This is a genomic window from Isoptericola sp. NPDC060185, assembly GCF_042728595.1.
In the GTDB taxonomy this organism is placed as follows: domain Bacteria; phylum Actinomycetota; class Actinomycetes; order Actinomycetales; family Cellulomonadaceae; genus Isoptericola.
The window spans coordinates 1-21264 of the sequence record NZ_JBHWYY010000038.1 but is presented as its reverse complement, the minus strand read 5'-3'; the positions used below and the strand labels follow the sequence as shown (position 1 = coordinate 21264).

19 protein-coding genes are annotated in these 21264 nt (G+C 75.9%); 2 read left to right on the top strand and 17 right to left on the bottom strand.

Features of this window, described 5'->3' with window-relative positions:
• Window positions 1-5 precede the first annotated feature (5 nt).
• The 13 genes from panC to dacB all read right to left on the bottom strand — a co-directional run bounded on the left by panC (window position 6) and on the right by dacB (window position 14721).
• The gene (panC, locus tag ACFWDO_RS13425) at window positions 6-947 is read right to left on the bottom strand and encodes a pantoate--beta-alanine ligase (RefSeq protein ID WP_380318455.1); all 942 of its coding nucleotides are present in this window, start codon (window positions 945-947) and stop codon (window positions 6-8) included.
• On the bottom strand, window positions 944-1975 hold the full coding sequence (locus tag ACFWDO_RS13420; protein ID WP_380318457.1) for a Rossmann-like and DUF2520 domain-containing protein: 1032 nt from the start codon (window positions 1973-1975) through the stop codon (window positions 944-946). The genes panC and ACFWDO_RS13420 overlap by 4 nt, the downstream gene beginning before the upstream one ends.
• Window positions 1972-3621 (bottom strand): PH domain-containing protein, encoded by a 1650-nt coding sequence (locus ACFWDO_RS13415; protein WP_380318459.1) that lies wholly within the window; start codon window positions 3619-3621, stop codon window positions 1972-1974. Before ACFWDO_RS13415 ends, ACFWDO_RS13420 begins: the two co-directional genes overlap by 4 nt.
• Window positions 3618-4142 carry a PH domain-containing protein gene (locus tag ACFWDO_RS13410; protein WP_380318461.1) on the bottom strand — a complete coding sequence of 175 codons (525 nt, stop codon included), beginning with the start codon at window positions 4140-4142 and terminating at the stop codon, window positions 3618-3620. Before ACFWDO_RS13410 ends, ACFWDO_RS13415 begins: the two co-directional genes overlap by 4 nt.
• A gap of 115 nt (window positions 4143-4257) precedes the next feature.
• Window positions 4258-4743: a DUF3180 domain-containing protein gene (locus tag ACFWDO_RS13405; protein WP_380318464.1), complete on the bottom strand. Its 486-nt coding sequence runs from the start codon at window positions 4741-4743 to the stop codon at window positions 4258-4260.
• A 1-nt stretch (window position 4744) separates the two neighbouring features.
• Complete coding sequence (gene folK, locus ACFWDO_RS13400) at window positions 4745-6694, bottom strand: 2-amino-4-hydroxy-6-hydroxymethyldihydropteridine diphosphokinase (protein ID WP_380318466.1); 1950 nt, start codon at window positions 6692-6694, stop codon at window positions 4745-4747.
• Window positions 6691-7665 carry a dihydropteroate synthase gene (gene folP, locus ACFWDO_RS13395; RefSeq protein WP_380318469.1) on the bottom strand — a complete coding sequence of 325 codons (975 nt, stop codon included), beginning with the start codon at window positions 7663-7665 and terminating at the stop codon, window positions 6691-6693. Before folP ends, folK begins: the two co-directional genes overlap by 4 nt.
• A 7-nt stretch (window positions 7666-7672) precedes the next feature.
• Window positions 7673-8260 carry a GTP cyclohydrolase I FolE gene (gene folE / locus ACFWDO_RS13390; RefSeq protein WP_380318496.1) on the bottom strand — a complete coding sequence of 196 codons (588 nt, stop codon included), beginning with the start codon at window positions 8258-8260 and terminating at the stop codon, window positions 7673-7675.
• A gap of 23 nt (window positions 8261-8283) precedes the next feature.
• On the bottom strand, window positions 8284-10356 hold the full coding sequence (gene ftsH, locus ACFWDO_RS13385; RefSeq protein WP_380318472.1) for an ATP-dependent zinc metalloprotease FtsH: 2073 nt from the start codon (window positions 10354-10356) through the stop codon (window positions 8284-8286).
• Between the two features lie 124 nt (window positions 10357-10480).
• Window positions 10481-11032 (bottom strand): hypoxanthine phosphoribosyltransferase, encoded by a 552-nt coding sequence (hpt, locus tag ACFWDO_RS13380; protein WP_380318475.1) that lies wholly within the window; start codon window positions 11030-11032, stop codon window positions 10481-10483.
• Window positions 11033-11034: 2 nt separating this feature from the next.
• Window positions 11035-12174, bottom strand: a complete 1140-nt coding sequence (tilS, locus tag ACFWDO_RS13375; protein ID WP_380318478.1) for a tRNA lysidine(34) synthetase TilS — start codon at window positions 12172-12174, stop codon at window positions 11035-11037.
• 20 nt (window positions 12175-12194) lie between these two features.
• Entirely contained in the window at window positions 12195-13283 is a 1089-nt protein-coding gene (locus tag ACFWDO_RS13370) for a zinc-dependent metalloprotease (protein ID WP_380318481.1), read from the bottom strand.
• 28 nt (window positions 13284-13311) lie between these two features.
• Window positions 13312-14721: a D-alanyl-D-alanine carboxypeptidase/D-alanyl-D-alanine-endopeptidase gene (gene dacB, locus ACFWDO_RS13365; protein WP_380318484.1), complete on the bottom strand. Its 1410-nt coding sequence runs from the start codon at window positions 14719-14721 to the stop codon at window positions 13312-13314.
• Between the two features lie 215 nt (window positions 14722-14936).
• On the opposite strand from dacB, the gene ACFWDO_RS13360 reads away from it, so the two are divergent.
• Together ACFWDO_RS13360 and ACFWDO_RS13355 are read left to right on the top strand one after the other, a co-directional pair.
• Window positions 14937-15437, top strand: a complete 501-nt coding sequence (locus tag ACFWDO_RS13360; RefSeq protein WP_380318487.1) for an inorganic diphosphatase — start codon at window positions 14937-14939, stop codon at window positions 15435-15437.
• Between the two features lie 139 nt (window positions 15438-15576).
• Window positions 15577-16638, top strand: a complete 1062-nt coding sequence (locus tag ACFWDO_RS13355; RefSeq protein WP_380326358.1) for a zinc-binding dehydrogenase — start codon at window positions 15577-15579, stop codon at window positions 16636-16638.
• A gap of 4 nt (window positions 16639-16642) precedes the next feature.
• Here ACFWDO_RS13355 and ACFWDO_RS13350 read toward each other — a convergent pair whose 3' ends face one another.
• The 4 genes from ACFWDO_RS13350 to ACFWDO_RS13335 all read right to left on the bottom strand — a co-directional run bounded on the left by ACFWDO_RS13350 (window position 16643) and on the right by ACFWDO_RS13335 (window position 21127).
• On the bottom strand, window positions 16643-18277 hold the full coding sequence (locus tag ACFWDO_RS13350; protein ID WP_380326355.1) for a hypothetical protein: 1635 nt from the start codon (window positions 18275-18277) through the stop codon (window positions 16643-16645).
• Between the two features lie 80 nt (window positions 18278-18357).
• A complete protein-coding gene (locus tag ACFWDO_RS13345) occupies window positions 18358-19023 on the bottom strand; it encodes a response regulator (protein WP_380326352.1) in 666 nt (221 codons plus the stop codon).
• Complete coding sequence (locus tag ACFWDO_RS13340) at window positions 19020-20249, bottom strand: sensor histidine kinase (RefSeq protein WP_380326349.1); 1230 nt, start codon at window positions 20247-20249, stop codon at window positions 19020-19022. The genes ACFWDO_RS13345 and ACFWDO_RS13340 overlap by 4 nt, the downstream gene beginning before the upstream one ends.
• Window positions 20246-21127, bottom strand: coding sequence for a hypothetical protein (locus ACFWDO_RS13335; RefSeq protein ID WP_380326346.1), 882 nt, complete (start codon window positions 21125-21127; stop codon window positions 20246-20248). The genes ACFWDO_RS13340 and ACFWDO_RS13335 overlap by 4 nt, the downstream gene beginning before the upstream one ends.
• Between the last annotated feature and the right edge of the window lie 137 nt (window positions 21128-21264).

Sequence of the window (21264 nt, the reverse complement as noted above, 5' to 3'; positions counted from 1 at the left end):
CGTGCTCAGTCACTGGTGTTCTCCTGTGGGCTCGCGCCGGTGGCGGGGCCGCCGGCGAGGTCCACGGCCTGGTTGTCGATCAGTCGGGTGGCGCCGACACGCGCCGCCACGAGGAGGAGGGCGGAGCCGCGGAAGTCCGCGGGCACCGGGTCCACGGTAGTCGGGTCGACGAGTGCCAGGTAATCGGGTTCAACACCGGCGCCCGCCTCCAGGATTCCCGACGCCGCCGCGCGGACGGCCTCCGGGCCCTCGGCGGCCGCGCCGGCGCCGGCCCGCAGCGCGCGCGACAGCGTGAGGGCGGCGGCCCGCTCGTCGTCGGACAGGTAGGCGTTGCGCGAGGACATCGCGAGGCCGTCGGGGTCGCGCACGATCGGCACGCCGAGCACCTCGACGTCGACGTCCAGGTCGCGCACCATGCGGCGCACGGCCAGCAGCTGCTGCGCGTCCTTCTCCCCGAACAGGGCGACGTCCGGGCGCACCAGGTGCATGAGCTTGAGCACCACCGTGAGGACGCCGTCCAGGTGTCCGGGGCGCGACTCGCCCTCCAGCACCTCGCCGACGTGCCCCGCCGAGACGCGCACGACCGGGTCCCCGTCGGGGTAGACGACGTCCGGCGTGGGCGCGAACACCAGGTCGGCGCCCACGCTCGCCAGCTTCGCGACGTCGCCGTCCAGGTCGCGGGGGTAGCGGTCCAGGTCCTCCCCGGCCCCGAACTGCAGCGGGTTGACGAAGATCGTCACCACCACCTGCCCGGTCGGCCCGGCCGCCTCGCGCGCCCGGCGCACGAGCTGCAGGTGGCCGTCGTGCAGCGCCCCCATCGTCATGACGACGGCGCGACGGTCCGTGGGCTCCGGCCCCGACAGCGTCCACGCGGTGAGCGCGTCGTGCAGCTCCGGCCGGGTGCGCACGACGGCGGGCGCCGCGGTGGTGGGGGTCTGGTCGCTCATCGTGGCTCCTGTGGTGGGTCGACTGGTGGGTCGACGCGGTGCGGGTCGTCGGGGTGGGGCGGCGCATCGGGCGCGAGCGCGTCGAGCAGCTCGCGGGCCGCGCGGTCCCCGATGCGGTGGGCGGCGAGCGCGCGGCTCGTGGCGCCGCGGGCCAGCTCGGTGTACGACGCCGGCACGTCGGTGGCGCCGGTCCGCGCCGCCAGGTCCCGCAGCACGTCGAGGTGCGTGCGCACGGTGCCGACGTCGCCCCGCGACACCGGCCCGGTGAGGGCGGAGATCGCGCCCGGCCCCTCGCCGTCGCGCGCGTCCGCGGCGCGGGTCGCGCCGTCGAGGGCGGCCGAGAGCAGGGGCGCGAGGGCGCGGCCGGGCTGCTGGACGCCCGCGGCCTCCAGCGCCTGCGCCGCCTGCGCGACGAGGACGACCAGGTGGTTCGCGCCGTGCGCGAGGGCCGCGTGGTACAGCCCGCGCGCCTCCTCCGCGACGATCACGGGCTCCCCGCCGACCTCGACGACGAGCGCCTGGCCGATCGGCTGGACCGCCGCCGGCGCCGTGACGGCGAACGTGCAGCCCTCCAGGCGGTGCAGGTCGAGCGACGTGCCGGTGAACGTCATCGCCGGGTGCAGCGCCACCGGGATCGCGCCCGCCCGCCGGGCCGGGTCGAGCACGGCCGCGCCGTACCGGCCCGACGTGTGCACGACGAGCTGACCGGGCTGCCACGCGCCGAGCGCCGCGAGCCCGCCGACGACGTCCGCGAGCGCGTCGTCGGGCACCGCGAGCAGCACCATCTCGGCGCGCTCCACGACGTCGGGCACCTCCAGGTGCGGGACGCCCGGCAGCAGCGTCGCGATCCGCTCACGCGACTCCTCGCTGACGCCGCTCGCCCCCACGACGGTGTGCCCCGCCGCGCGCAGGGCGCTGCCCAGCACGGCGCCGACGCGGCCGGCGCCCACGACGCCCACCCCGAGGCGGCCCGGCCGCGCTGACGGCGGGGTCGGCCGGTCGGTTCCCGCGTCGTCGGTGGCGCTCACCGCGGGCCCTCCATCCAACGCTCGGGCCCCGCGTGGGCGCGGGCCTCCCGGGCGCGCACGGACTGCTCGTCGAGCAGGCGGGCGGCCTCGTCCTCGTCCAGGTGGTAGACGACCGGGCTGATCGGTCCCGGCGTGGAGTGCAGCGCGAACGACGCGAGACCCCGCCGACGCTGCCACGGGCCCTGCTCGAGCCCGAGGGACTGGGTGCGCTCGTGCGGCACCACCTCGAGGCGGCGCACGAACCGGCCGCCGCGGGCCAGCAGCGCACGGCCCGTCACGGCGTACCCGTTGCGGCGCCAGCTCCACGGGTCGAGCAGCCGGGCCCGCCGCGGGCTGGTGACGAACCAGCGGTCCGTGCGGGCGTCGCCGGTGAGGGCCTCGTCGAGCAGGGCGAGCGTGTCGTCCGGGTCGGCCACCTGGAGGTCGGGCAGCACCAGCCACAGGGCGGTGAGCGCCTCCTCGCGCGGGCCGACGGGCAGGAGCACGTGCTGCTGCTCCCCCTGCTGGCCCTCGCCGCCGCCGTAGCCGGCCACGTTGACCTTGACGCGCCACCAGTCCGGCCCGCGCCACAGCGGGCCCTGCGTGAGCGACACCGCCTGCACGCGGCCCGGCGGGATGGTCTGCGCGCGCGTCTCCAGCAGCCCGTGGCGCAGGCGGATGCCGTCGGGCGACAGCGCCGCACGGAAGCCGAACTCCCCCGCGAAGCGCTGGAAGATGTACCCGCCGACGCCCAGGATGGCGGGCAGCGCGGAGAACAGGATGCTGACCTCGCGGGTGACGAACACCGCCACGCCGATACCGACCAGCAGGAGCACCGCGATCCACAGGCCCGGCATCCGCAGCAGCGACAGCAGCAGCCGCGTGGGCGGCACCTCGTACACCTGGCGCTCGGGCGCCTCGGGGGCGACGTCGTCCGCGGGCTCCGGGCCGGCCGCCGGCGCCACCGTCCCGGCGGGCTGCACCAGGGCGTCGTCGCCGGTCGCGGCGTCGCCCTCCGGCGCGGGACCCGCCGGGGCGGCCGACGACTCGGCGCGGTGCGCGGCCTTGACCCCCGCGGCGCGGGCGAGCAGGTCCGCGCGCAGGTGCTGCGCGTCCGCCTCCTTGAGGAAGCCGATCGCCACGCCCGAGTCCGAGCCGCCCGCCACCTCGAGCCGCAGCTCGGCCAGGCCGAACAGGCGCGCCAGCAACGGCTGGCGCACGTCGATCGCCTGCAGCCGGTCCAGCCGCGCGTGCCGCTGCTGCCGGAACAGGATGCCCTTGCGCAGGTGCACCGCGTCGTCGTCCACCGCGTACGCCGTCATGCGCCACGCGAGCGCGGCGTAGCCGAACACGATCCCGACCACGACGACGAGCCCGAGGAGCACCATCCACCACAGGCCGCGGATCTCGCCCGCCGCCTCGACCGCCCGGGCCACGTCGTCGAGCACCTGCTGACCGGCGATGACGAGGATGGCGACCACGGCCGCCCAGCCGCGCACGAACGGCGTCACCGGGTGCACGCGGCGCCAGGACAGGTCCCGGCGCGCGGACGGCGCGCCCGGGTCGGAGACGCCCGGGACGGAGGCGCCCAGGTCAGGGGCGCCCGGTGTGGCCGGGCCCGGCGTCGCGCCGGGGGCCGGGGTCGCGCCAGGAGTCGGGGTGCTCACAGGCCCGCCAGCCTCGCCTCGCCCCGCGCGGTCAGCCGGTCGCGCAGCCGCTCGGCCTCGTCGGGCACCAGGCCCGGGATGTCCGCGTCCGTGCCCGCCGACGCCGTGTGCAGCTGGACCTTCGCGATCCCCAGCTTCCGATCCAGCGGGCCGGCCTCCACGTCCACGTACTGCATGCGGCCGTAGGGCACGACGACGAGCGAGCGGAACATGATGCCCTTGCGGATCAGCAGGTCGTCGGCGCGCTCGGCGTACCCGATCGCGCGGACCTGGCGCGGCACGAGGAGCACCGCCCACAGCAGCAGCGCGGCCGGCACCCCGGCGAGCAGCCAGAACCACGGCGAGACCAGGACGGCGAGCACCACGCCCGCGACGATCGGCACGGCCAGGGTCACCGACGCCGAGATGAGCCGCGCCGGGACGAGCCTCGGCGACACGCGCTGCCACGCGACGTCCGGCGGGTCGAAGGGACCGGTCTGGCGCGCGGCCGGGTGGTCCGCGCCCGCGGGGATGCTCGTCATGGCTCCATCCTTCCATCCGGGCACCCCGGGCCACATCGTCCGTCGGTCCCGGTCCGCGCCGCCGCGGGTCCGACGGAAGTCGGAGGCGGTCGTCCGACGGCGAGTCCGCGCGCCGTCAGGACGGCAGCGGGTCGGCGTGCTCCTCCGTGTCACCCTCGGCGTCGTCCGACGGCGGCAGCTGGCAGAACTTCTCGACGACGAGCCCGACCACGCAGAGCACCAGCGCGCAGCCCGCGGCGATCGCGGAGGCGATCGCCTGGTCGCGCCGCGCCTCGACCTGGAGCTGGCCGAGCACCACGAGCACGCTCGCGACGTACCGTCCCGCGAGCAGCGCGCCCGTCAGCGCCCCGGCCTTGGCCAGGACGAAGGTGCGCGCCGCGCGCAGGGGGTCGAGGCCGGGCCGGTCGCCCTTCTGGTACGCGCGCACGGCCCAGCCGGCCCAGAAGATGCCGCCGGCGAGCGCGAGCATCGCGACGTCCTCCACCCACGCGACCGTGGGCAGGTAGACGCCGCGCGACTCGAGCAGCCGCAGCAGCCCCGCGCCGCCCACCGCCACGACGGCGAAGACGGCCGCGAGCAGGCGGACGGAGGTGCGGCGCATCTCAGCGGTCGTCCTCCCCGTACCGCTCCTGCGGGAGGGCCTGGCCGGGGTGCGCGTCCGGCAGCGGCGCGAACGGGTCCGGCAGCGCGGGCGGGTTCACGGCGGCCTGCGGGGCCGGCGCGGGTGCCGGCGGCACGGGTTCGTGCCGCACCGGGCCGGGGGCCGCGGGCTGCGGGGTGGTGCGGTCCGGTGCGAGCTGCTCCGGCACGTACGCGACCGGGGCCGACGGCTCGGGTGCGTACGGCTCGGGTGCATACGGCTCGGGCGAGTATTGCTCGGGCGAGTACGGCTCGGGTGCGTACGGCTCCGGTGCCGACGCCACGGGCGGCGCGAACGACGACCCGGCGGGCGGGTTCGACGGGGCGGCCGGGCTCGGCGCCGCGGGTGCGGAGGGCGCGGGGGCCGGCGACGCAGGAGCCTGGGGTGCTGGGGCGGACGACACAGGGTTCGATGACGCAGGGGCGGAGGGCACCGGAGCGTGCGGGCCGGCGTCGTGCGCGACCGGCGGGACGGCGGCGAACGGCCGCGGCGTGAGCGGCTGGGCCGGGTCGCCGAACGCGTCGGCGCCGTGGGCGTCGGACCCGTACGCGCCGGAATCGTGGGCATCGCGACGCGGGTCGGCCTGCTGCTTCGGCTCGGCGACCGGGGGCGTGAACGGCTGGGCATAGGGCTGGTCGTGCGACTGGCCCTCAGGCTCCGCGGCCGACGGCTCGGCGCCGTGCGGCGCGGCCGGGTACCCCTGCGCCGGGTAGGCCTCCGAGGAGTGCTCCTGCGGCTCGGGCTGGGACTGCGGCACGGGCGACGAGGGCGCCGGGTCGGAGCCCGCGGAGACCTGGCCGGTGCTCTGCGTGGGCCCGGTCAGCCAGTCGAGCGCGAGCCAGCGGATGCCGGCGCGGTCGGGGGCGGTCACCGCGAGCTGGCCGACGGGGCCGCCGCCCGGTCCGCCGAGCAGCGCCTCGGGCGCGACCTCGGCCCACGGCACGAGCACGAACGCGCGCTCCTGGGCGCGCGGGTGCGGCAGCTCGAGGTCGGGCCCGCTCGCCACGAGCGACCCGTACTGGACGATGTCGACGTCGAGCGTGCGCGGCCCCCAGCGCTCCTCGCGGACGCGGCCGTGCTGCGCCTCGACCTGCTGGGTGCTGCGCAGCAGGTCCCGCGGCGAGAGCGTGGTGCGCACCACGAGCACGGCGTTGAGGTAGTCGGGCTGCTCCGGGCCGCCGACGGCGGCGGTGCGCGCCAGCGGCGAGACCTCCATGACCTGCACGCCGGGGAGCCGGTCGACGTCCGTCACCGCCTGGCGGAGGGTGACCTGCGCGTCGCCGAGGTTGGCGCCGAGGGCCAGCACGGCCTCCACGGGCTCGGCCGGGGTGGCGTCCAGCGGGTCGCCGGCGGGCGCGGGGGCGACCTCGGGCTCGACGGGCCCGACCGGCACGGCCGCGGCCACGGGGGCCGGAGGGATCGGCGCGTGCACCTCGGCAGGCACGACCGGCGCGACGGGGGCGGCGGCCTCGGCCGGCTCGGCCACCGGGGCGACGTCGACCACGGGCGGGCGCGACCGGTCGCGGCGGACCACGATCGCGACGTCGTCGAACGGCACGGGGATGGGCGCCTGCGGCTTGTGCACGCGCACGTCGACGGCCTGCACGGCCGGGCTCGCGAGGACGACGGCGGCGATCCGCTCGGCGACGGTCTCCACGAGGTCGGCCGGGGACCCGGCGAGCACGTTGTGCACGTCCTGCGCGACGTCCGCGTAGCTCACGGTGTTCGCGAGGTCGTCGGACGACGCGGCGGCGCGGGTGTCCAGGTGCAGCACGACGTCGGCGCTGAACACCTGCCCCTCGGCGCGCTCGTGCGCGAGGACGCCGTGGTGCCCGGTCGCCGTCACTCCGGCGAGGCGGATCTGGTCGAGCGGCTGCCCGTCCGGTCCCGGAACGGCTGCGGCGAAGGTCACGAGAGGCCCTCCTCATCGGCGGCGGTACGGGGCCCGCCCACGGCTTCGGTGCGGTGTGCCGGTGCGATCATCCCGGCATCTTCCATGTCGAGGGTGGCCGTCGTCCAGGCGTCCGCGACCCGGACGGCGTCCGCGCTGGCCCGGGCGGCGTGCACCCGGACGGCCCACGCGCCCGCGGCGGCGGACAGCGCGGAGACGGCTGCGGTGGCGTGGTCGCGCTCGAGCGGCGGCGCGGGCCGGTCGTCCGGCAGGCCGCGCGTGCCCTCGAGCAGGTGCCCCAGGAACCTCTTGCGGGAGGCCCCCACCAGGACCGGACGGCCGAGAGAGTGCAGCGCGTCCAGGTGGGACAGGATCGGCCAGTTCAGGGCGCCGGCCTTGGAGAACCCGAGGCCCGGGTCGAGGACCACCTGCTCGGCGTCGACGCCCACGGCGAGCAGGGCGTCCATGCGCTGGCCGAGCTCGTCGCGGACCTCGGCGACGACGTCGTCGTACACCTCGAGGCTGTCCATGACGTCCGCGTGCCCGCGCCAGTGCATCGCGACGTACGCGACGCCCGTGTCGGCCACGACGTGGCCCATCCGCGGGTCCGCGAGGCCGCCCGAGACGTCGTTGACGAGCCGTGCCCCGGCGGCGACCGCGCGCTCCGCGACCCCGGACCGCGTCGTGTCGACCGACACGACGGCGCCGTGGGCCGCGAGCCGCTCGATCACCGGGATCACACGACGCAGCTCCTCGTCCTCGTCGACCCGGGCCGAGCCCGGCCGCGTCGACTCGCCGCCGACGTCGAGGATCTCCGCCCCCTCGGCCAGCAGGTCGAGGCCGTGCTGCACTCCGGCGTCCGGCTCGAACCACTCGCCGCCGTCAGAGAACGAGTCGGGCGTGATGTTCACGACACCCATGACCAGGCACCGGCCCACCCCGGACAGCTCCGGGAGCCCCGCGACGAGAGCGTCGCGCGGGTGCGCGGTCATGCCCGGGTCACCGTCCCGTGATGAGGCTCATGGCCTCGGCGCGCGTCGCCGGGTTCTGCATGATGCCGCGCACCGCCGACGTGACCGTGCGGGAGCCGGGCTTGCGCACCCCGCGCATCGACATGCACAGGTGCTCGCACTCCACGACGACGAGGACGCCGCGCGGCTCGAGGATGCGCACCAGCGCGTCCGCGACCTGCGTCGTCAGCCGCTCCTGGACCTGCGGGCGGCGGGCGTACACCTCGACGAGCCGCGCCAGCTTGGACAGCCCGGTGATCCGGCCGTCCGTGCTGGGGATGTAGCCCACGTGCGCGACGCCGTGGAACGGCACCAGGTGGTGCTCGCACGTCGAGTAGACCTCGATGTCGCGCACCAGCACCATCTCCTCGTGACCGAGGTCGAAGGTGGTGGTCAGCACGTCCTCGGGCTCCTGCCGCAGCCCCGCGAAGATCTCCTGGTAGGCGCGCGCCACGCGGGCGGGCGTCTCGCGCAGCCCCTCGCGGTCCGGGTCCTCGCCCACCGCGAGCAGCAGCTCGCGGACGGCGGCCTCGGCCCGTGCGGAGTCGTACACCGGCACGTCCGCGGCCGCGCGCATGCCCAGGTCCGTCACCGGGTCGGTCACCGGTTCTCCCCCGCCGCCGGCGGCTCGGTGTCGCTGCCGAGGCCGGGCCCGGCCTCCTGCACGTCGCTCTCGTTACCCACGATGGCGGCCTCGTCCTGCGGCACGACGGCCTGACCGTTGCCGTTGGACGCGGCGCGCTCGCCCTCGGTCATGATCGGGCCACGGGTGTGCACCGTGCGCTGCTCGCTGGACAGCCACACGTCGCGCGGCTCGCGCTTGACCACGGGCGCGAAGATCTCCGCCAGCTCGGCCTGGTTCAGCGTCTCCTTCTCGAGCAGGCGCAGCACCAGCTCGTCGAGCACGTCGCGGTACTGGGTGAGCACCTCCCACGCCTCGTCGTGCGCGGCCTCGACGAGCTTGCGCACCTCGTGGTCCACGGTGCCGGCGACGGCCTCCGAGTAGTCCCGCTGGTGGCCCATGTCGCGGCCCAGGAACGGCTCGCCCGAGCCGCTGCCGAGCTTGATCGCGCCGACCTTCTCGCTCATGCCGTACTCGGTGACCATCTTGCGGGCCGTCGACGTGGCCTTCTCGATGTCGTTGCTGGCGCCGGTCGTCGGGTCGTGGAAGACGATCTCCTCGGCCACGCGGCCGCCCATCGCGTAGGCGAGCTGGTCGAGCAGCTCGTTGCGCGTGGTGGAGTACTTGTCCTCCATCGGCATGACCATCGTGTAGCCGAGGGCCCGGCCGCGCGGCAGGATCGTCACCTTCGTGACGGGGTCCGTGTACCGCATCGCCGCCGCGACCAGGGCGTGCCCGCCCTCGTGGTACGCGGTGATCTTCTGCTCCTTGACCTGCATCACGCGGGTGCGCTTCTGCGGGCCCGCGATGACGCGGTCGATCGCCTCGTCCAGGGCGCGGTCGTCGATCAGCTGGGCGCCGCTGCGCGCCGTGAGCAGCGCGGCCTCGTTGAGCACGTTGGCCAGGTCCGCGCCCGTGAAGCCGGGGGTGCGGCGCGCGACGACGGCGAGGTCGATCGACTCGACCATCGGCTTGCCCTGCGCGTGCACCTTGAGGATGTGCTCGCGGCCCTTGAGGTCCGGGGCCTCGACGGCGACCTGGCGGTCGAACCGGCCCGGGCGCAGCAGCGCCGGGTCGAGGATGTCGGGGCGGTTCGTGGCCGCGATGAGGATGACGTTCGTCTTGACGTCGAAGCCGTCCATCTCGACGAGCATCTGGTTCAGCGTCTGCTCGCGCTCGTCGTGCCCGCCGCCCATGCCGGCGCCACGGTGGCGGCCGACGGCGTCGATCTCGTCGACGAAGATGATCGCCGGCGAGTTGTTCTTGGCCTGCTCGAACAGGTCGCGCACGCGGGACGCGCCGACGCCGACGAACATCTCGACGAAGTCCGAGCCGGAGATCGAGTAGAACGGCACCCCGGCCTCGCCGGCGACGGCGCGCGCGAGCAGGGTCTTGCCGGTTCCGGGCGGGCCGTACAGCAGCACGCCCTTGGGGATCTTGGCGCCCACGGCCTGGAACTTGGCCGGGTCCTCGAGGAACTCCTTGATCTCCTGGAGCTCCTCGACCGCCTCGTCCACGCCCGCGACGTCGGCGAACGTCACCTGCGGCATGTCCTTGCTGATCAGCTTGGCCTTGGACTTGCCGAAGCCCATGACGCCGTTGCGCCCGCCGCCCTGCATCCGCGACAGGATGAACCAGAAGACCACGCCGATGATCAGGAACGGGATGAGGAAGCCCAGCATCGAGCTCCAGAAGCTCGGCTGCGGCACCTGCGAGTCGAAGCCGTCCTTCAGGTCCGCGGACTTGACCGCGGTGGCCACCTCGTCGCCCTGCGGCTGGACGTAGAAGAACTCGACCTTGGTGCCGTGGTCCTGCTCTTCCTTGGTGCCCTGGTCGGTCACGTACTTCGAGCTCAGCTCCAGCTCGACGCGTTGCTCCCCGTCGACGATGAGGGCGTGGTCCACCGTGTCGCCGGCGAGCAGCTCGAGCCCCTGAGAGGTCTCGATCCGGGACACCCGGTCGGTGCTGAACGCGCTGAAGGCCAGCGAGACGAGCACGAGGCCGACCACGATCCAGATGATCGGGCCGCTCAGGATCTTCTTGATGTTCATCGGCGACGGGGTCGGTGCCCCGCTTCCCTTCCGTCGGGCAACGTGTGGTTCACGACGCTACACGCCGATCGTGGACGAACCGTGGGTGTTCGCCCAGGGCGCGACGGCGTGGTCCAGCGGGTCGTCAGCTGTAGACGTGCGGCGCGAGCGTGCCGACGAACGGCAGGTTGCGGTACTTCTCGGCGTAGTCGAGGCCGTAGCCCACGACGAACTCGTTGGGGATGTCGAAGCCGACGTAGCGCACGTCGACGTCGACCTTCGCGGCGTCGGGCTTGCGGAGCATCGCCGCGATCTCCACCGACTCCGGCCCGCGGGAGCGCAGGTTCGCGACGAGCCAGGAGAGCGTGAGGCCCGAGTCGATGACGTCCTCGACGATGAGCACGTTGCGACCGGTGAGGTCGGCGTCGAGGTCCTTGAGGATGCGCACCACGCCGGAGGACTTGGTGCCCGAGCCGTAGGAGGACACCGCCATCCAGTCCATGTGCACCGGGTGGTGCAGGCGGCGGGCGAGATCCGCCATCACCATGACCGCGCCCTTGAGCACGCCCACCAGGAGCAGGTCCTTGCCCGCGTAGTCGGCGTCGATCTGCGCGGCGATCTCGTCGAGCTTGGTGCCGATCTGCTCCTCGGTGAGCAAGATGTTGGCGAGGTCGCCTGAGACGTCCGACTGGTCCACGGTCACTCCTCGAGGGAACGGGTTGGCTGGGAGGTGCGCCGACCGGGCCGGGCACGGCGTGCGGGTGCGTCGGCGGCGGGGTGCAGGTAGAGCCTGCCACACGCGCGGAGCGCGCGAGCGTCGCCCGGCAGGTGGACGGTTCCCTGCCCACGCCACGAGACGACGAGGGCGTCGAGGGCGTCCACGTGCCGCGCCGTCGTCGCCCCCGGCGGGCAGCCGACGGCGAGCGCGGCCGACCGCAGCGCCCGCCGCCGCAGCGCGGCCGGTGCGGCCACCAGCACCTCGAGGTCGAGCCCGAGCCCGCCCGGCCCGTCGTCCGGCACCGTGGCGGCGGCGAGCAGGTCGGCGGCCAGGGCGTCGAGGGCGTCCGCGTCGTCGCGCAGCTGGTCGGCTGTGCGGGCGAGCGCGGGCACCACGCCCGGCCCGAGCGCGTCCTGGAGCGCCGGGACGACGGCGCCACGCACCCGCGTGCGGGCCGGCACCGCGCCGTCGTGCTCTCCGTCGATCGAGGCCCGGGCGTCGGGGAGCAGGTTGGTCGGGTCGGTCCAGTAGTCCAGGCCGGCGGCGGCACACGCCGCCTCGGTCTGCGCACGCCGCAGCCCGAGGAACGGCCGCGCGTAGCGACCCCGGCGGCGCGGCATGCCCGCCAGCGACCGCGCCCCGCTCCCCCGCGCGAGGCCCAGGAGCACGGACTCGGCCTGGTCGTCCTGGGTGTGGCCGAGCAGGACGGCGACCGCGCCCGTCTCGTCGGCCGCGGCGTCCAGCGCGGCGTACCGGGCGGCGCGGGCGGCGCCCTCCGGCCCGCCGGCGCCGGGGGCGTCGTCGACCCGCACGCGGCGCACCAGCACGGGGTCGAGGCCGAGGTCGCGGCAGCGGGCGGCGGCCGTCGCCGCGACGGCGTCGGACCCGGCCTGCATGCCGTGGTCCACGACCACCGCCCCCGCCCGCACCGCGAACCCCGGCGCGCGCACGGAGCGCCCCACCCGCCGCGCCTCGTGTGCGGTCGCCGCCGCGAGCGCGAGGCTGTCCGCCCCGCCGGAGCACGCGACGAGCACCAGGTCGCCCGGGCCGAGCGCGAGGTCCTGCAGCTGGGCACGGACGGCGGCGCGGGCCGCCGCGAGCGCCGGGTCGACGCGGGCCATCCCCGTCGTCCGCCCCGGCCTCAGCCGTGCACGCGCCGCACCCAGGCGCGCGGGTCGGCGATCTCGCGGGCGGACGGCAGGTGCGAGGGCTCGGACCAGACGGCGTTGAGCCCGTCGCGGCCCACCCGCTCCTCCACGGCGCGCACGAACGCGGCGCCGTCCCGGTACTGGGCGAGCTTGGCGTCCATGCCGAGCACCCGGCGCAGGACGACGTCGAGCGCGGGCGCGCCCTCGCCGTCGCGCCGCTTCTCGAAGCGCGCGCGGATGGTGCGCACCGTCCGCACGACGCGCGGCCCGACGGCGTCCATCATCACGTCGGCGTGCCCCTCCAGCAGGGCCATCACGGCGGTGATCTCCTCCAGCTCGGCGCGCTGCTCGGGGCCGAGGACGCCGTCGAGCGGGGTGACGAGCTCGCCGCGCACGGCGCGCAGCACGGTGCGGCCGACGACGGCGACCTTCTCCCGCAGCGGGGCGCGCGCCATCGCGACGGAGCTGCGGGTGACGCCGCTCATGAGGTCGCCCACCCGCCCCACGAGGTGGTCGGCGAGCCAGGGCGCGGCTGCGAACTGGAGGGCGTGCGTCTGCTCGTGCAGGCACACCCACAGCCGGAAGTCGCGGGGGCGCAGGCCCAGCGACCGTTCCACCTGCAGCACGTTCGGCGCGACGAGCAGCAGCCGGCCGCGCCCCGCCCCGTACGGGTCGAACTGGCCGAGCACCCGCCCCGACAGCAGCGCGAGCAGGCCCCCGACCTCGGCCGCGCCGGCCAGCCGGGCGGCGGCCGAGGTGGACGGGACGTCGGCCGCGACGGCCGCCATCACGGGGTCGGTCATCGCGCGCATCGACTGCGCGTTGGCGCGCGTCCAGCCGGCGCGGTCCACGACGAGGACGTCGCCGAGGGACCCGTCGGCGGGCAGCGGGGCGGCGGGCGTCATGCCGGTGACCTCCAGCACGTGCCCGACGGCGGTCCCCGCCGCGGTGCGCAGACCGGCCACGAGCGTGTCGAGCTCGTCGCGCGGCGCGACGGCGCCCGGCCGGGCGACGCGGGCCGCGATCTGCGCCGCCGCCGTCCAGTCCAGCAGGGGCTCGGCGGCGGGGGCGGGCGTGGTCACGGGACCACGGTAACCAGATCCTGGGCGGCTACCGGCAGCCGCAGTCCGCGAGGTCGCCGGCGAAGTCGTCGAAGATCACCCGCGCGCCGTAGGTGCCGCCGTCGGGCACCTTGTCGGCGAGGGTGACGAACAGCAGCATCCGGTCGTCGGTGGTCACGACGGTGCCCGCGAGGCCGGTGACGTTCGGCAGGCTGCCGGTCTTGCCGGTGACGTAGCCGCGCCCGGGGTTCGGCTTCGGGTAGCGGTCGTGCAGCGTGCCGCTGAGGCCGGCGACGGCGAGCCCGTCGGCGACGTCGCGCAGCGCGGGGTGGTCCGGGTCGACGGCGAGCCGCAGGGTGTCGGCGAGCTGGCGCGGCGTGACCTTCGAGCCGCGGGCCAGGCCGGACAGGTCGTGCAGGGTGGCACCGTCCATGTCGACGCCGAGGTCGGTGACCTCGGCGGTCACGGCCCGGATCGCGGCCGTCCCCGTGCCGGGCATGCCCGCGTCGATCGCCACGATCCGCCCGACGACCTCGGTGATCGTGTTGTCCGACCGGCGCAGCATGTCGCCGACGACGTCGCGCAGCGGCGCCGACTCGACGCGCCCGACCTCCCGCGCGGACGCCGGCGCGCTGTCGCGGTCCACGCCGCCCCGCACGGTGACGCCGCGCTTCTCCAGCGCCTTCGCGAAGGTCTTCGCTGCCGCCATCGCGGGGTCCTTCTCCCGCGGGGCGTACTCCTCGTCGGTGGTCCGGGCGACGTTCACCGCGAGCGCCGCGACCGGGGCCGTGTACCCGAGGGTGACGTCCTCGGCGGGCACCTTGGCGGGCACCGCGGGGCCGGAGAACAGCGTGTCGTCGAGGCTGAGGGTCACGTCCTTGCCGCTGAGCCTCACCTCCGCCGCCACCTGGGTCGCCAGGTCGCCGAGGCCGGCGCGGCCGTTCACCTCGTCCGGGTCGCCCGCACCGGCGGCGAGCATCATGTCCCCGCCGCCCACGAGGACGAGGTGGCTCTCGCCGTCGAGCACGACGGTGGTGGGCAGGGTGGCGTCCCCGCCGGGGCCCGCCATCGCGGCGACCGCCGTGAACAGCTTCTGGGTGGAGGCCGGCACCATCGGGCGGTCGGGGGCGTTCGCGCCGAGCGTCGTGCCGGTCGCGGCGTCCGTGACGATCACCCCGACCCGCTTGCCCAGGCGGTCGTCCTTGCGGAGCCCGGTCACGAGCTTGCCGACGGCCGCCTGCGTGGGCTCGGCGGCGTCGTCGGGCAGGTCGGGGAGCGAGCGCTCCGGCTCGGGCCCCTCGACGGCGCCGGGGGCCGACGGGAACGGGGCCGCGGGGGCGGGCGGCGGGGACGTGGTGAGCAGGCCGGGCACGACGTCGTAGGCGTCCGCCACGAGGTATCCGCCGAAGAGCACGACCACGGTCGTGACGGTGGCGCCGACGCTGGCCCGCCACCCCATGCGCCCTCCTGCACCGGTGAGATGTCCGTGAGCATCGTCACAGCCCGGATCCCGTGGCGCGCTCCGTGCGTATCTTCCCACGTCCGTCCGCCGATCGGGGCCGCCGCACCGGACCGGGCGCGGGCGACCGCGCATGGCACACTTTGACAGGGCGTCCGCACCGAGCATGGCCCGCACCAGAACATGTCCCGAGCATGTCCGAGCATGGAGGAACAGTGGAGTTCGACGTCACGATCGAGATCCCGAAGGGCCAGCGCAACAAGTACGAGGTGGACCACGAGACCGGTCGCATCCGCCTCGACCGCATGCTCTTCACCTCGACCCGCTACCCGGACGACTACGGGTTCATCGAGGGCACCCTCGGCGAGGACGGCGACCCGCTGGACGCGCTCGTCCTCCTGGAGGAGCCCACGTTCCCCGGCTGCCTGATCCGCTGCCGCGCCCTCGGCATGTTCCGCATGCGCGACGAGGCGGGCGGCGACGACAAGGTGCTCTGCGTGCCCCTGGGCGACCAGCGCGCCGCGTGGCGCCAGGACATCGACGACGTCTCCGACTTCCACCGCCTGGAGATCCAGCACTTCTTCGAGGTCTACAAGGACCTCGAGCCGGGCAAGTCCGTCGAGGGCGCCCACTGGGTGGGCCGCACCGACGCCGAGGCCGAGATCGAGCGCTCCTTCCAGCGCGCCAAGGACACCGGGTACTACGACAAGCACTGACGTCCAGCGCTGACCACCAGCGCTGACTCGAGCGCCCTCGACGACGGCGCCGCACCCCGCCAGGGGGCGGCGCCGTCGCCGTCCCTGCGCGGCCTGTCCCTGCGCGGTCCGAACCTCGCGCGCGGTCTACCGTGGGCGCATGCGTGCAGCCGTCATCCACGGGCCCCGCGACGTCCGCGTCGAGGACCGTCCCGACCCGACCGTCCTGACCCCCGGCGACGCGGTGGTCCGCGTCGTCGCCGCCTGCGTGTGCGGCTCCGACCTGTGGCCCTACCGCGGCGTCACGACCGTGAAGCGGCCGCGCCCCATCGGGCACGAGCTGGTGGGAGTCGTCGAGGAGCTCGGCGCCGACGTGACGTCGGCGCAGGTCGGCGACTTCGTGATCCTGCCGTTCACCATGAGCTGCGGCGAGTGCCAGTCGTGCCGCGCCGGATACCCCGCCGCCTGCGACGTCGTCACCGGCTTCGGCTCCACGGACCGCTGGGGCAATCCGGTCGACGGCGCGCAGGGCGAGCGGGTGCGCATCCCGCTCGCGCAGCACTCCCTGTTCCCCGTGGGCCGGCCGGAGGCCGAGCTCGAGGCCGCGGGCCTCGTGCCCCACCTGCTCACCCTCGCCGACGTCATGTCCACCGGCTACCACGCGGCGTTCTCCGCGGGGGTCTCCGCGGGCGACACCGTCGTCGTGGTCGGCGACGGTGCCGTCGGGCTGTCCGGCGTCATCGGCGCGCGCCTGCTCGGTGCAGAGCGGATCGTCGCGATGAGCCGGCACGACGACCGCGCGGCCCTGGCCCGCGACTTCGGGGCCACCGACGTCGTCGCCGAGCGCGGCGAGGAGGGCCTGGCCGCCGTGCGCGACCTGCTCGACGGCGACCTGGCCGACGCGGCGCTCGAGTGCGTCGGCACCAAGCAGTCCATGGACACGGCGCTCGACGTCGTGCGCGGCGGCGGGCGGGTCGGCTTCGTCGGCGTGCCGAACGGCGGCCCCGAGCTCAGCGTGCGGCGCCTGTTCGACCGCAACGTCACCATCGGCGGCGGCATGGCATCGGCGCGCCGCTACATGGAGACGCTGCTGCCCGACGTCCTGTCCGGCGCCATCCTGCCGGGCAAGGTCTTCGACCTCGAGCTCCCCCTGGCGGACGCCGCCGAGGCCTACGCCGCGATGGACGAGCGCCGCGCGACGAAGGTGCTGCTGCGCCCCTGACGGGTCACCACCAGACGGTCGTCACCCGCTTCGACCCCTCCGCCACCCGGTTCGGATTGTGGTGGGTGTACGTGACCCGGACGTACATCTTTCCGCGCTCGCTGCCGTGGAACCTGATGAGCGCCGTGGAGGGGACCGTGATCCGCTTGACGCCCTCGTGCGAGTAGCGCAGCGGCCCGCTGCCCGGGATCCAGCACTCCGACCACCGATCACCGGGCTGGCGGGTCTGGAGACAGAGCCTGCCGGCCTCGCGGAGCCCGGGGACCGAGACGCGCACGGTGGCCCGCACGTCCCCCAGCGGCCTGCCGGCGCGGAACCGTGTCCGGTCCATCGTCAGGCGCACGGTCGCGGGGGCCTTGCGCACGCGCTGGGTCCACGACCGCCTCGACGGGGCGTCCGTGGCCGCGGCCGGCACGAACCGCGCGGTGAGGTACCGGCGGGCGCCCGGCTCCACCTGCTTGCCACCGACCCAGACGGTCGCCCGGCCGTCGACCACGCGGGCCGACCCGACCTTGTCCCCGCGCCACAGCACCTCGACCCGACCGTCGGGATCGGCGCCGGCGGCCGTCACGCGCACCGACACCTTCCGGGACCTCGCGTAGGTCCAGGCGTCGGCCGTCGACGTGGTCACCTGCGTCGCCCGGCGGGGCAGGACGGTCACCGACCCGGAGCGCACGGCTCCGGCGAAGCCGAACGGCGCCAGGTCGTCGCTCTGCGTGTAACGCACGGTCAGCGTGCGTGTCCCCGTCGGGATCCTGTCCGCGGCCAGCCTGACGGCGGCCCTGCCGTCGGTGAGCGTCGCGCGGGCGACGGTCACGGGGGTGCCGCTGCGGGTGTACTCCACCCCCACCGTGCCCCGGGGCGTCGCGCCGTCGGGCGAGGTCACGCGGACCGGGACCGTCACCACCGCCCCCTGGCGGACCGTGGCCGGGAGGGTCGCCTCGAGGGCCGTGGTCCTGGTACGGACCTCGACCGGGAGCGCCCACCTCGAGAGCACGGCGCCGGTGTCGGACTTCTGCTCGAGCCAGAGCATCGAGCCGGGCTGCACCTCCTTCCCGCCGAGCGGGACGTCGGCCGCCCCGTCCACGATCGGCGCGCTCTGCGGGCTACCGATCTCCCCGAGAGTGCCGGTCCAGGCGTCGGCGGGCCCGGGGAGCGTGACGTGGAGGGTCGTGCGGTCGCCGTAGTACCAGCTGCTCGGCGTCAACATCGTCCCGGGGTCGAGCACTTCGAGCTCGACGGAGGCCGACGAGAAGCAGCTGCACGAGCCCGGCTCGCCGTAGTCCGGAGCGGCGTAGTCCATGTGCCGCACCTCGACGACGTGACGGCCGGGCGTCACGGCCCCTGACGCGAAGATCATCTCGCCCGAGCCGCGGACGAGCCGAGACATCGGGAACTGGAACTTCCCGTCGACGAACACCGCCACGGGGGCGCCGTCCACGGGGAGGCCGTCCTGGGTCACCGTCACGTCGAGCGGTACCCGTTGCCCTCGCCACCACTGCGTGCCGCCGACGGTGACGGTGGTGGTGCTGTCGCCGGGGGCCGCCGTCGCGGGCGGCACCAGGCCCGCCACGACCAGGCCGAACGCCGCCAGCACCGTCATGAGGACCGACCCGGCCCGGCCACGCATCCCGCTCACGTGCGCTCCGCTCTCTGAAGGTTGCCTGAACGGTAGCGGCGATGCCCCTGGAGCGGAAGGAGAAGAGGTCGATCCCGAGGTCAGGGTTCGACGAGGCCGTGCCGGAACGCCCAGACGACCACCTGGACGCGGTCGCGCAGGTCGAGCTTGGCGAGGATCCGCCCGACGTAGGTCTTGACGGTCGCCTCGGACACGAAGATCCGCGCTCCGACCTCCGCGTTGGACAGCCCCTCGGCGAGCAGGCGCACGACCTCACGCTCCCGCTCCGACAGCGCGGCGGCCGCCGCGTCGCGGGCGGCGACGTCGGGGAGCCGCGGCACCACGTGGGCCAGGAGACGGCGGGTGGCGGACGGCGCCACGACGGCGTCGCCGCGGTGGGCCGCGCGCACGGCGGCGAGCAGGTCGGGCGTGGGGGCGTCCTTGAGCAGGAACCCGCTCGCCCCGGCGCGCAGCGCGGCGTAGACGTACTCGTCGAGGTCGAAGGTCGTGAGGACGACGACCTGGCACGGCGGCAGCGACCCGTCGGCGGCGCCGGCGACCAGCCGCCGGGTGGCCTCGATGCCGTCCAGCACGGGCATGCGCACGTCCATGAGCACGACGTCCGCACGGTGCCGGCGCTGGGCCTCGACCGCGGCGGCCCCGTCGGCCGCCTCCGCCACGACCTCCAGGTCCGGCGCCGCGTCCAGCACGGCCACGGCCCCCGCGCGCACGAGGTCCTGGTCGTCGGCGACGATCACCCGGATCACGACCCGTCCTCCGTGCCTTCGCCGGCCGGGACCGTCGCCACGACCGACCAGCCCGCGTCGCGCCGCACCTCGACCCGGCCGCCGACCGCCTCGACGCGCTCGCGCATGCCGTGCAGGCCCATCCCCGTCCCCTCCGTCCCCGCGCCGGCGGCGGCAGCACCGCCGGGCGCCGTGCCCGGCGCGCCGCCGTCGTCTGCCACCACGACCTCCAAGCCCGCGTCGTGCCAGGTCAGCGCCACCCGAGACGCGGCGCCGGGGCCGGCGTGCCGGGCGGTGTTGGTGAGCGCCTCCTGCACGGCGCGGTAGACCGCGAGCTGTGCAGCAGGGCCCAGAGGCCGCGGCTCCCCGGCGACGTCGAGGTCGACCTCGTGGCCCGCCGCGCGCATCCGCGCCACGAGGTCGGGCAGGTCGTCCAGCCCGGGCGAAGGCCGGGTCGCAGAATCGTCGGGCACCGCGCCCTCGGACGTGGCGTCGCCCGCCCCCGTGCGCAGCACGTGCAGCAGCCCCCGCAGCTCTCCGGACGCCGACCGCCCCGCCTCCTCGACGGCCTCGAGCGCCTCCTGGGCGCGGTCCGGCGCCGCCTGTCCGAGCCGCGCCTGCGCGACCACCACCGCCAGGGAGTGTGCGACGACGTCGTGCATCTCGCGGGCGATGCGCGCCCGCTCGGCGAGGGCCGCGCGGCCGGCGCGTGCGTCCCGCTCCGCGAGGGCCGCGGCGTGCCGCTCCTCGGCGGCGCGACGGGCGGCGTCCTGTGCGCGCCGCAGCAGGCCCGCGGTCCACGACGCTGCGAGCAGCGCGAGCAGCAGCAGGCCCAGCAGCCACGGCGCGGGTCCGAAGCCGGAGCCGCGGACCGCGGGGTCGCCGGCGTACCGCAGCACGGCCGCCGCCACCCCGACGACGCCCGTCGCGGCGGGCAGCCACGGCCGCGCCGACCACGCCGCACAGGACGCCACCGACAGCCACACCAGCAGGGCCGACGGCAGCAGCAGGAACAGCCCCGTCAGCACGAGCATCCCGGCAAGCGCCGCGAGCACCAGCAGGTGCGACGCGACCGGGGCCGTGCGGCGCCAGGCGACCGCGACGTGCACCGCCGCGGCCAGCGCCACCAGCGCCGTCGCCGCCCCCGCGGGCAGGGAGCGGAACGTGATCACCGCCGTGGGGGGCAGGAGCGCGACGGCGGCGACGGCGGCGAGGACGACGTCGCCGCGGGCGGGCCCGCGCGTCATCCGGCACCGACCGCGACGGCCCGGGCGGGGTGGACCGCGCGTCGTGCGCCCTGCGCCTGCAGGGTCGCGGCGAGCAGCGCCACCCCGACGGCGAGCCAGCTCCCGTACGTCATGGCCACGAGCCCGGTGATGGCGCCGGCCTCCAGGTCCACCGGCCCCGCGGTGAGCCCGAGCAGCTGCCCGAGGGTGCCGAACACCATGAGCGCGCCCATCGTGAGCGCGGCCGTCGACCCGAGCCAACCCGCCGCGAGGAGCAGCGGGCGCAGGCGGCCCGTCGCCCGCGGGCCCGTGAGACCCGCCACGACGAGGGCGCCCGTGGCGAACAGCGCGACCTCCATCCAGGGCACTCCCCCCGTGCCTGACCCGGTGCGGCCGACCGTCCCGCCGAGCCACCAGTAGACCTTGAGCGACGGGTACGGGACGCACATCGCCAGGGCAACGTACCGCGGCCATCGGGGCTCGGGTGCGGCGGCGGGCCGGGCGGCGCGGGCGGCGTCCCAGGTGGCGAGAGCCGTCGTGACGGCCGCGAGCGCCGACAAGCTCCGCACCGCCATCCCCGGCACGTCGACCTCGGCGAAGTCCCCCGCCGGGATGCCCGTGACGGCGAAGAACGCACGGAAGCCCTCGAGGGCCAGCCCGCCCGACCCCCAGAACAGCAGGACGACGGCCGCCCACCCGAGGGGCACGCCGGCGCGCGGGCGCCGCGCGCACAGGCCCAGCGCGACGAGCGCCACCGTGGCGGCGACCGGCACCACCGCGCGCGGCGCGAAGATCGCCGAGTAGCCGGCGGGTGGCGCGCCCAGCAGGCGCAGCAGGCCGGCGAGCAGGGCGGCGGCGCACGAGGCAACGGCCAGGACGGTGCGAGCACGTGAGGTCATGGCGTCAGCGTCGCGAGCACCTGGCGTCGCGCGCGTCGCCCGCAGGTCGTCCGTCGTCGCGACCCAGGTCGTCCCCCGGGTGCTGTGTGGGGGGGGGGTGGGGGGGGGCCCGCCCCGGGCCCGGGGCCCCCCCCCCC